The following is a 10,963-nucleotide window of genomic DNA, read 5'->3' on the forward strand; positions in this document are numbered from 1 at the left end:
TCAGTCATCCCCACCGGCGAGCTGCGGCGCGGGCGCCTCCGGGACCGGCCTGAAGCCCGGCCCGGCCACCGCCGGACGCGCGGCAGCCTGCGGCCGGGCGCGCGTCACCGGGCGCCGGGTGCGGACGACCTGGTAGCCGGTGCGGCCCAGATACCACACCGGGGCACTCCAGACATGGACCAGCCGGGTGAAGGGGAACAGCACGAACAACGTCATGCCAAGCAGCAGGTGCAGCTTGAAGATGATGCTGACATCGGCGATCTCCGCCGCCACGCCCGGCTGCAGCGTCACGATGCCCTGCGCCCAGGTCATGAACTTGACCATCTCATGGCCGTCCATGTGCTGCGCCGAGACCGGAATGGTCAGCAGGCCGAGCGTCAGCTGCGCCCAGAGCACGAGCAGGATGGCCGTGTCGCTGAAGCTGGAGGTGGCGCGGATCCGGGGGTCCAGCAGGCGCCGGTGCGCCAGCAGGGCGATGCCGATCCAGCAGGCGACACCCGCAATGCCACCGACCAGCATCGCCATGCCCTGCTTGAAGCCGTGACCGATGCCGAAGGCATCGAACACCGCCACCGGTGTCAGCAGGCCTACCAGATGGCCGCCGAAGATCACCAGGATGCCGAGATGGAAGAGGTTCGATCCCCAGCGCAACTGCTTCCGCCGCAGCAGCTGGCTCGACCCGGCCCGCCAGGTGTACTGCGAGTGGTCGAAGCGCAGCAGGCTGCCGAGCAGGAAGACCGTCAGCGCGACGTAGGGATACCAGCCGAAAAGCGCGTTGTTGAGCCAGTTGCCCATGATGGATGCCTCCTCAGGCTGCCGCCGCGTCGCGCGAAGCCGCCCGCAGGCGGGTGCGCAGCCGGTCGGTTCCACAGCCGTCCATCGCCTCGCCGGGACCGAAGCGGACGGCCGCCTCCTCCCAGGCCGCGTCGAGCGCGGCGAGATCATTCGGGTCCTCGTCCGGGATGGCCGAGGCGCCGACCGCGGGCGCCCGGGCGAGTTCGGCCACCGCCTCCATCACCGCGGCATAGCCGGCATCGCGCGTGGCGAGCCGGTCGGCCAGCGCGCGCAGGATGGCGGCGGGCTCGGCCAGCAGGGCCTGCGCCTCCACCCGCGGCAGCAGGGAGAGGAACTCCAGGAAGAGCGGCAGGAAATCCGGCAGCTCTCCCGGCGCCATCTCCAGGCCATGCTCCCCGTAGAGGGTGATCAGGTCGGCCATGGCCTGGCCGCGGTCACGGCTCTCGCCATGCACATGTTCGAAGAGGTGCAGCGACACGGCGCGCCCGCGGTCGAACAGGCCGACATAGCGCTCCTGGAGATCGTAGATGTCCTGCTGCGCGAACGCTCTGAGCAGGCCGGCCAGCGCCGTGCGCCGGGCTTCCGGCAGCAGCGCCTCGGCCTCCAGGACAGCGGCGATCTCCGGCGCCGCCGCCTGCAGCGCCTCGGTGGGATAGGACAGCAGGGCGGCGAGCGCCCGATAGGTGCGGGCCATCACTCGACCTCCATGGGGGTCTTGCCCTGGGTCTGGCGGGCGCCGAACAGGTTGAAGCCGGTCTTGCCCGAGCAGCCGTCGCCGAAGGAGAAGCCGCAGGAGCCGCGAAGCTGATAGGCGTCCTCCCCGGTCTCCCGATGCGCCGTCGGGATGACGAAGCGGTCCTCGTAGTTGGCGATGGCCATCAGCCGGTACATCTCCTCGATGTCGTTGCCGGTGAGGCCGACGCGTTCGGCGAGACCATCATCCAGCACGCCGTCCACGGTCTTGCTGCGCATGTAGGCGCGCATCGCCAGCATCCGCTCCAGCGCCAGTTCCACGGGCTGCTTGCGGCCGGCGGTCAGCAGGTTCGCCAGGTACTCGACGGGGATGCGCAGCGACTTCACGTCCGGCAGGCCGTTCACGGCGCCGAGGTCGCCCTTCGCGGCGGCGGACTGGATCGGGCTCAGCGGCGGCACGTACCAGACCATCGGCAGGGTGCGGTACTCCGGATGCAGCGGGAAGGCGATCTTCCAGTCCATCGCCATGCGCCAGACCGGCGAGCGGCGCGCCGCCTCCAGCCAGGCGTCCGGAATCCCATCTTCCCGCGCCTGCGCCTGCACGCGGGGATCGAAGGGATCGAGGAAGACCTTCAGCTGCGCCTCGTAGAGATCGCCCTCATCCGGCACCGAAGCCGCCTCGGCGATACGGTCGGCGTCATAGAGCACCACGCCGAGATAGCGGATGCGGCCGACACAGGTCTCGGAGCAGACCGTGGGCAGGCCTGCCTCGATGCGCGGGAAGCAGAAGGTGCACTTCTCCGACTTGCCGGAGGACCAGTTGTAATAGACCTTCTTGTATGGGCAGCCGGAGACGCACATGCGCCAGCCCCGGCACTTGTCCTGGTCGATCAGGACGATGCCGTCCTCCTCACGCTTGTAGATGGCGCCGGAGGGACAGGCGGCGGCGCAGGCCGGGTTCAGGCAGTGCTCGCAGAGCCGCGGCAGGTACATCATGAAGGTGTTCTCGAAGGCGCCGTAGATGTCCTTCTGCACGCCCTCGAAGTTGTAGTCCTGGCTGCGCTTGCTGAACTCGCCGCCGAGGATCTCCTCCCAGTTCGGCCCCCACTCGATCTTCTCCATCCGCTCGCCCGAGATCAGCGAGCGCGGGCGGGCGGTCGGCATGGCCTTGACCTCGGGCGCCTTCTGCAGGTGCTCGTAGTCGAAGGTGAAGGGCTCGTAGTAGTCGTCGATCTCCGGCAGGTCGGGGTTGGCGAAGATCTTGCTCAGCACGCGCCACTTGGCGCCGATGCGCGGCTCGATCCTGCCATCCTCGCGGCGCACCCAGCCGCCCTTCCAGCGCTTCTGGTTCTCCCAGTCCTTAGGGTAGCCGATGCCGGGCTTGGTCTCGACATTGTTGAACCAGGCGTATTCGACGCCCTCGCGGCTGGTCCAGACGTTCTTGCACGTCACCGAGCAGGTGTGGCAGCCGATGCACTTGTCGAGGTTCAACACCATCGCGATCTGCGCGCGAACCTTCATCACACGGTCTCCTTCGCGGTGGTTTCCTCGAGCCAGTCGACCTTGTTCATGCGACGGATGACGATGAACTCGTCGCGGTTGGAGCCGACCGTGCCGTAGTAGTTGAAGCCATAGGACTGCTGGGCGTAGCCGCCGATCATGTGCGTCGGCTTCAGCACCGCGCGGGTGACGGAGTTGTGGATGCCGCCGCGCTTGCCCGTGACCTCGCTGCCCGGCATGTTCACGATCTTCTCCTGCGCGTGGTACATCATGACCATGCCCGGGTTGACACGCTGGGAGACCACCGCCCGGGCGACCAGCGCGCCATTGGCGTTGTAGGCCTCCACCCAGTCGTTGTCGGCGATGCCGGCGCGCTTCGCGTCGTCCTCGCTCATCCAGATGACCGGCCCACCGCGGTTCAGCGTCAGCATCAGCAGGTTGTCGGAATAGGTGCTGTGGATGCCCCATTTCTGGTGCGGGGTGATGAAGTTCAGCACGACTTCCGGGTTGCCGTTGCCGTGCCGCCCCTGCACCGGCGCCACCGCCTTGGTGTCCACCGGCGGGCGCCAGGTGACGAAGCTCTCGCCGAAGGCGCGCATCCACAGGTGGTCCTGGTAGAGCTGCTGCCGCCCGGTCAGCGTCCGCCAGGGGATCAGCTCATGGACGTTGGTGTAGCCGGCATTGTAGCAGACCTTCTCGCTCTCCAGCCCGGACCAGGTCGGCGAGGAGATGATCTTGCGCGGCTGCGCCTGCACGTCGCGGTAGCGGATCTTCTCGTCTTCCTTGGTCAGGGCGAGATGCGCGTGGTCGCGCCCGGTGAACTTGCCCAGCGCTTCCCAGGCCTTCACCGCCACCTCGCCGTTGGTCTCCGGCGCCAGGCTCAGGATGGCCTCGATGGCGTCCAGGTCGGCCTCCAGCTTCGGCTGGCCGTTCGCCGCCTTGCCGTTCAGGGCGCGCAGGAACTCCACCTCGTGCTGCGTGTTCCAGCCGATGCCCTTGCCGCCGTTGCCGAGCTTCTCCAGCAGCGGCCCGACCGAGGTGAAGCGCTCATACAGGCCGGGATAGTCGCGCTCGACCACCGCCACGCTCGGCATGGTGCGGCCGGGCTGCGGGGCGACGGCGCCGGTCTTCCAGTCCTGCACGTCATGGGGCTGGGCCAGCTCGCCCGCCGTGTCGTGCAGGATCGGCGTCAGCACGACGTCGGTCTCCTTGCCCAGCGCCTCGGGCGCCACCTCGGAGAAGGACTTGGCGATGCCCTTGTAGATCTCCCAGTCCGAGCGCGCCTCCCAGGCCGGGTCCACCGCCGCGGAGAGCGGGTGGATGAAGGGATGCATGTCGGAGGTGTTGAGGTCGTTCTTCTCGTACCAGGTGGCCGTCGGCAGCACGATGTCCGAGTAGACGCAGGTGGTGGACATGCGGAAGTCCAGCGTCACCAGCAGGTCGAGCTTGCCCTGCGGCGCCTTGTCGCGCCAGGCGACCTCCTGCGGCCGCTCGCGCCCTTCCTCGCCCAGATCCTTGCCGAGCACGCCATTGTCGGTGCCGAGCAGGTGCTTGAGGAAATACTCGTGCCCCTTGCCCGAGGAGCCCAGCAGGTTCGAGCGCCAGACGAACATGTTGCGCGGCCAGTTGGCGGGATCGTCGGGGTCGTGGCAGGAGAGCTCGAGTTCGCCGGACTGCACGGCGCGCGCCACATAGTCCTTCGGCTCCAGCCCCGCCGCGCGCGCCTTCGCCGCGATGGTGAGCGGGTTCTGCTTGAGCTGCGGCGCGGAAGGCAGCCAGCCCATGCGCTCGGCACGCACGTTGTAGTCGATCAGCGAGCCGCTCCAGTCGCCCTCGGGTGCGGTCGGCGAGAGGATCTCCGAGACACCCAGCGTCTCGTAGCGCCACTGGTCGGTATGCGCGTAGAAGAAGGAGGTGGCGTTCTGCTGGCGCGGCGGGCGGTTCCAGTCCAGCGCGAAGGCGATCGGCGCCCAGCCGGTCTGCGGCCGCAGCTTCTCCTGCCCGACATAGTGCGACCAGCCACCGCCGGACTGGCCGATGCAGCCGCAGAAGACCAGGAGATTGATGATCCCCCGGTAGGCCATGTCCATGTGGTACCAGTGGTTCAGTCCGGCGCCGAGGATGACCATGGAGCGCCCGTTGGTCTTCTCGGCATTGGACGCGAATTCGCGGGCGACATGGATGATCTGGTGGCGCGGCACACCAGTGACGCGCTCGGCCCAGGCCGGGGTGAAGGGCTCGTCCGCATCATAGGAATGCGCGACACTGCCGCCGCCGAAGCCGCGGTCGAGACCGTAATTGCCGCAGAGCAGGTCAAAGACGGTGGTGACCAGCGCCTCGCCATCCTTGAGCCGCATGTTGCGGACGGGAATGTTCCGCACCAGCACCTCGGGATGTTCGGTGGCAGTGAAGCCGTTGGTGGCGGCGCCGCCGAAATAGGGGAAGGCGACCCGCGCGGTGGGGAGCCCCTCGCCCGCCAGCGTCAGGGCGAGCGCCACCTCGGCGCCGCCACTTTCGCGCGCCTCAAGGTTCCACTTGCCCTGCTCGCCCCAGCGGAAGCCGATCGAACCGTTCGGCACCACCGGGTTGCCCGCGGCGTCCAGCGCCACCGTCTTCCAGGCGGGATTGTTGCTTTCGCCCAGCCCGTCCACGAAGTCGTCCGCACGCAGCAGGCGCTCGGCGACGTAGCGGTCGCCCTGCCGCACCAGGCGCACCAGCATCGGCAGGTCGGTGTAGCGGCGCGCGTAGTCGTCGAAATAGGGCACGGTGCGGTCGAGATAGAACTCGCGCAGCATCACATGGCCCATGGCCAGCGCCAGCGCCGCATCGGTGCCCTGCTTGGGGTGCAGCCAGAGATCGGCGAACTTGGTCGCCTCGGCATAGTCCGGCGAGATGACGACGCTCTTGGTCCCCTTGTAGCGGACCTCCGTGTAGAAATGCGCGTCCGGCGTGCGCGTCTGCGGCACGTTCGAGCCCCAGAGCATCAGATAGCCGGCATTGTACCAGTCGGCGCTCTCCGGCACGTCGGTCTGCTCGCCCCAGGTCATCGGGCTGGCGGGCGGCAGGTCGCAGTACCAGTCGTAGAAGCTGAGGCAGACGCCGCCGAGCAGCGACAGGTAGCGCGCCCCCGCCGCGTAGGAGACCATCGACATGGCGGGGATCGGCGAGAAGCCGATCACGCGGTCGGGGCCGTAGGTCTTCGCCGTATAGGCGTTGGCGGCGGCGATGATCTCGTTGACCTCGTCCCAGCTCGCCCGCACGAAGCCCCCCAGGCCGCGCTTGCTGGTATAGCTCGCGCGCTTTTCGGCATCCTCGACGATGGAGGCCCAGGCGGCGACCGGCGTGCGGATCGCCCGCGCCTCGCGCCACAGCTTCAGGAGGCGCCCGCGCACCATCGGGTGCTTCACGCGGTTGGCGGAGTAGAGATACCAGGAATAGCTGGCGCCACGCGCGCAGCCGCGGGGCTCATGGTTCGGCAGGTCGGGGCGCGTGCGCGGATAGTCCGTCTGCTGCGTCTCCCAGGTGACGATGCCGCCCTTGACGTAGATCTTCCAGGAGCAGGAGCCCGTGCAGTTCACTCCATGGGTGGAGCGGACGATTTTGTCGTGCTGCCAGCGCTTGCGATATCCGTCCTCCCATGCGCGCGGCTCGTTGGTGACGACCCCATGCCCGTCGGCGAAGGTGTCAACCTGCTTTCTGAAGAAGGTTAGCCGGTCGAGGAAGTGGCTCATCCCTGGATTTCCCGCGTTTGACGGGGCCCTCCGGCAGGAGGAGGGCCGCGAAGCATGAGCCGAGAATGCGTGACGAGATCGCTCCTCTGCATTGATCTGCGTCAATGCCTGAGCGTGACAGAAGGGGGCTAATGGCGTGGTTGGAATCACACGACGGACCCGGGACCGGGCATCCGCGGCTCAGCGAAGGACCCTGCCGGTGGAAGCCGACGCCCATTTTGCCCCTGCCGGCCTCCCTGACGTGGCGACGCAGGCCGAAGGCTTCCAACCCTCCACCCCGCGCGAGGCCCTGGCGATGACGCCATGGCTGAGTTCGGTTCCGCATGATGTCCTGGACCGACTCGCAAGCCTGGCGGTCCTGCACCGGCTGCCCGCGGGGAGCATCGTCTTCGAGCAGGCCGAAACCCCGGCCTTCGCGCAGTTCCTGACCGGCGGCAGCGTCGAGCTGCTGGGCATCCGCGGGCGCGAGGAAGCCTTCGTGGAGCTTGTCCGGCCGGTCGATCTGCTGCTGCCCGCCGCTGTCCTGAACCGCCAGCCCTATCTGCTGCGCGCCCGCGTGCTGAGTGGGGCACAGGTGCTGATGGTGCAGGCCGAAGCCTTCCGCGACGCGGTGGCGACAGACCATGCACTCTGCCTGGCCGTCCTCGCCTGCCAGGCCACCCAGTTCCGCCGCCAGATCAAGCTGGCCAAGAATGTCCGCCTCCGCTCCGCAGAGGAGCGCGTCGGCTGCTACCTGCTCCGGCTGACGGAGTCCTCTCCCTCCGGAGCGCCAGTCCGCCTCCCCATGGAGAAGCGCCTCATCGCCTCCGAACTGGGCATGACGCGGGAGACCTTCTCGCGCTCGCTGGCCGCCGTGGCCCGCCACGGCATCCGGGTCGAGGGTGAACTTGTCACCCTCGACCGTCCGGATGCGGCACGCGCCCGCTTTACCCTCGATCCGCTGATCGACGGTGCCGAAACCCTCAACCCACTCCTGGCAAAGGGAGTCCGAGAATGACGACCGCTCCGGTCGCACCAGCCGAGCAGGGCCGCGCCCTGTGGCTGTCCACCTTCGCCTTCACGGTGTGCTTCGCCGTGTGGACGATCTTCGCCATCATCGGCATCCAGATCCAGAAGGACCTGGGGCTGACCGACACCGAGTTCGGCCTGCTGGTCGGCACCCCCATCCTGGTGGGCTCGCTGCTGCGCCTCATCCTCGGCGTCTGGGCGGACCAGTACGGCGGGCGGGTCGTGCTCGTCCTCACCATGCTCTCGGCCGCCGCCATGACGGCGCTGCTGACCTTCGCCTATGACTACCCGACCTTCCTGCTGGCGGCGCTCGGCGTCGGCATCTCCGGCGGCTCCTTCTCGGTGGGCGTCGCCTATGTGGCGAAGTGGTTCCCGAAGGAGAAGCAGGGCACCGCGCTCGGCATCTTCGGCGCGGGCAATGTCGGTGCCGCGGTGACGAAGTTCGCCGCCCCCACCGTCATGGTGGCCTATGGCTGGCAGGCCGTCGCGCTGGTCTGGGCGGCCGCCCTGGCGCTCTCCGCCATCGCCTTCTTCCTGCTGACCAAGAACGACCCGGACCTGGAGCGGCGCCGCGCCGCCGGTGTCCGGCCGGAGTCGCTGGCCGCGATGCTGGCGCCGCTCGGCAAGATGCAGGTCTGGCGCTTCTCGCTCTACTACTTCTTCGTCTTCGGCGGTTTCGTGGCGCTGGCCCTGTGGCTGCCGCGCTACCTGATCGGCGCCTACGGGCTGGACATCAAGACGGCCGGCATGATCGGCGCCTTCTACTCCATCCCCGCCTCCGTCTTCCGCGCCTATGGCGGCCATCTCTCCGACCGCTACGGCGCACGGCGGGTGATGTACTGGTCGCTGCTGGTCGGCGTGGCCTGCACCTTCATCCTCTCCTACCCGCCCACCCATTACGTGATGCAGGGCATCCACGGCCCGGTCGCCTTCTCGACGCAGCTCGGCCTTGTCGGGTTCATGGTGGTGGCCTTCGTGCTCGGCTTCTTCATGAGCCTGGGCAAGGCGGCGGTCTACAAGCACATCCCCATCTACTATCCCGACCGTGTCGGCGCGGTGGGCGGCATGGTGGGGCTCGTCGGGGGCTTGGGCGGCTTCGTGCTGCCGATCGCCTTCGGCGCGCTGAACGACCTGACGGGCATCCGGCAGAGCTGCTTCTGGCTGCTCTTCCTGGTCGCCGCCGGCGCGGTCCTGTGGATGCACTTCGCCATCCGCCGGATGGAGCAGGCGGCCGTTGCCACAGCCGGAGTGCCTGCGCATGCCCTGCCGGAACTGCCGGAGATGCAGCCCATCCACGGCCCGGCGCAGCAGGGGGCGCTGGCTGCCCGCGGCGCCATCCAGGACTGGCGCCCGGAGGACCCCGCCTTCTGGGCCAGCACCGGCCGCAGGGTCGCGCGCCGCAACCTCTGGATTTCCGTGCCCTGCCTGCTGCTCTCCTTCGCGGTCTGGATGGTGTGGTCCGTCGTCGTGGCGAAGCTGCCCGCCGTCGGCTTCCCCTTCACCAACGAGCAGCTTTTCTGGCTGGCGGCGCTGCCGGGCCTCTCGGGCGCGACACTGCGCGTCTTCTACTCCTTCATGCCCGCCATGTTCGGCGGCCGCCTCTGGACGACGCTGACGACCTGGTCGCTGATCGTCCCGGCGCTCGGCATGGGCTTCGCGGTGCAGGACCCGGCGACGCCCTACTGGATCTTCCTGGCGCTCGCGCTGCTCTGCGGCCTCGGCGGCGGCAATTTCGCCTCCTCCATGGCCAACATCTCCTTCTTCTTCCCGAAGTCCGAGAAGGGCAGCGCACTCGCGATCAACGCGGGGCTCGGCAATCTCGGCGTCAGCGTTGTGCAGTTCGTGGTGCCGCTGGCGATCACGGCAGGCGTCTTTGGCTGGCTTGGCGGCGCGCCGCAGGCGGCTATCCAGGGCGGTGCGCAGTCGTCGCTCTGGTTGCAGAATGCGGGCTTCGTCTTCGTGCCCTTCATCATCGCCAGTGCCTTCGCCGCCTGGTTCGGCATGGATGACATCGCTTCGATGAAGTCCTCCTTCGCCGATCAGTCAGTGATCTTCCGGCGTACGCACAACTGGATCATGTGCTGGCTCTACACCGGGACCTTCGGCTCCTTCATCGGTTTCTCCGCGGCCTTCCCGCTGCTGACCAAGGTGCTCTTCCCCGAGGTCAACGCGCTCTCCTACGCCTTCCTCGGCCCGCTCGTCGGCGCGCTGGCCCGCGCGATGGCCGGGAAGCCCAGCGACCGCTTCGGGGGCGGGCGCATCACCCTCTGGGTGTTCGTTGCCATGAGCCTGGGCACGCTGGGAATCCTCTACGCCATCGGCATGAAGGGCAGCCCGACCGCTTTCCCGGCCTTCTTCGCCAGCTTCCTGTTCCTGTTCGCCGCCAGCGGCGTCGGCAATGCCTCCACCTTCCAGATGATCCCGGCGATCATGCGCAAGGAGGTGGCGCGGTTGAATCCCGGCCGTCCGGCCGCGGAACTGGTCAAGCAGTCCGACAAGGAGTCGGCCGCCATCATCGGCTTCACCTCGGCGATGGCCGCCTACGGGGCCTTCTTCATTCCGAAGTCCTTCGGCAGCTCCATCGCGGCCACTGGCGGCGCGGAACTCGCGCTCTACGGCTTCCTGGCCTTCTATGTCAGCTGCATCGCCATCACCTGGTGGTTCTACACGCGCCGGGGCGGGCTGCTGCACGATGTGGAACGGCCCAGCGGCAAGGGCGCCGCTGCGGCCATCTCTCCCGCAGAGTAACGCTGGAGCGCATGCGGCCCGACTTGTAACGGGCCGCATCAACGGTTTCCCCGCCTGCCCCGGCGCTGCCGCTGTTCCTTCTTGGACCGGCAGAGCGCCGGGGCGCCTCCCAGCGCTTCGCACCCTTCTTTCCGTCGCCGCGGGCCTCGCAGGTCACCGGCCAGGGATGCCCACCCCAAAGGGCGCCCGGTGGCGGTGGGCGGCTCCCGCGAAGGCGGGCGCGTCGCGTCCCGGCGCAGTGATGGTCCGCTGCGGCCAGATGAATCCGCAGACAGAGGCCGCCCCGGCGCGGGCCAGCATTGCCATTGGACGGGAGGGGGGATGCTGGCGTTCCCATCCTTTCCCGGCGCCGAGGTCAGAGCCGCACGCCCCGCAGGCGCAGTGCATTGCCGATGACGGAGACCGAGCTCAGCGCCATGGCCAGGGCTGCGACGACCGGGCTGAGCAGGATGCCCAGGAACGGGTAGAGCACGCCCGCGGCGAGCGGG

Annotated in this window: 6 protein-coding genes and 1 pseudogene; 2 read left to right on the top strand and 5 right to left on the bottom strand. The window is 68.4% G+C overall.

Features of this window, described 5'->3' with window-relative positions; genetic code table 11:
* From narI to QMO56_RS21280, 4 genes are read right to left on the bottom strand one after another with little or no spacing between them, the layout of a single operon-like run.
* Positions 1-795: a respiratory nitrate reductase subunit gamma gene (gene narI / locus QMO56_RS21265; protein WP_283529147.1), complete on the bottom strand. Its 795-nt coding sequence runs from the start codon at positions 793-795 to the stop codon at positions 1-3.
* Positions 796-808: 13 nt separating this feature from the next.
* Positions 809-1,489, bottom strand: a complete 681-nt coding sequence (gene narJ / locus QMO56_RS21270) for a nitrate reductase molybdenum cofactor assembly chaperone (protein WP_283529148.1) — start codon at positions 1,487-1,489, stop codon at positions 809-811.
* On the bottom strand, positions 1,489-3,009 hold the full coding sequence (gene narH / locus QMO56_RS21275) for a nitrate reductase subunit beta (RefSeq protein WP_283529150.1): 1,521 nt from the start codon (positions 3,007-3,009) through the stop codon (positions 1,489-1,491). Before narH ends, narJ begins: the two co-directional genes overlap by 1 nt.
* Positions 3,009-6,719 (bottom strand): nitrate reductase subunit alpha, encoded by a 3,711-nt coding sequence (locus tag QMO56_RS21280; protein ID WP_283529151.1) that lies wholly within the window; start codon positions 6,717-6,719, stop codon positions 3,009-3,011. The genes narH and QMO56_RS21280 overlap by 1 nt, the downstream gene beginning before the upstream one ends.
* A gap of 199 nt (positions 6,720-6,918) precedes the next feature.
* Between QMO56_RS21280 and QMO56_RS21285 the strand changes: the two genes are divergently transcribed.
* Positions 6,919-7,716 carry a helix-turn-helix domain-containing protein gene (locus tag QMO56_RS21285; RefSeq protein WP_283529153.1) on the top strand — a complete coding sequence of 266 codons (798 nt, stop codon included), beginning with the start codon at positions 6,919-6,921 and terminating at the stop codon, positions 7,714-7,716.
* A complete protein-coding gene (locus tag QMO56_RS21290) occupies positions 7,713-10,475 on the top strand; it encodes an MFS transporter (protein ID WP_283529155.1) in 2,763 nt (920 codons plus the stop codon). The genes QMO56_RS21285 and QMO56_RS21290 overlap by 4 nt, the downstream gene beginning before the upstream one ends.
* A 355-nt stretch (positions 10,476-10,830) precedes the next feature.
* Here the strand turns inward: QMO56_RS21290 and QMO56_RS21295 are convergent.
* Positions 10,831-10,963: pseudogene (locus QMO56_RS21295) on the bottom strand (copper-transporting ATPase); the annotation flags it as partial.

This window comes from Roseomonas sp. E05, from assembly GCF_030063475.1.
In the GTDB taxonomy this organism is placed as follows: domain Bacteria; phylum Pseudomonadota; class Alphaproteobacteria; order Acetobacterales; family Acetobacteraceae; genus Pseudoroseomonas.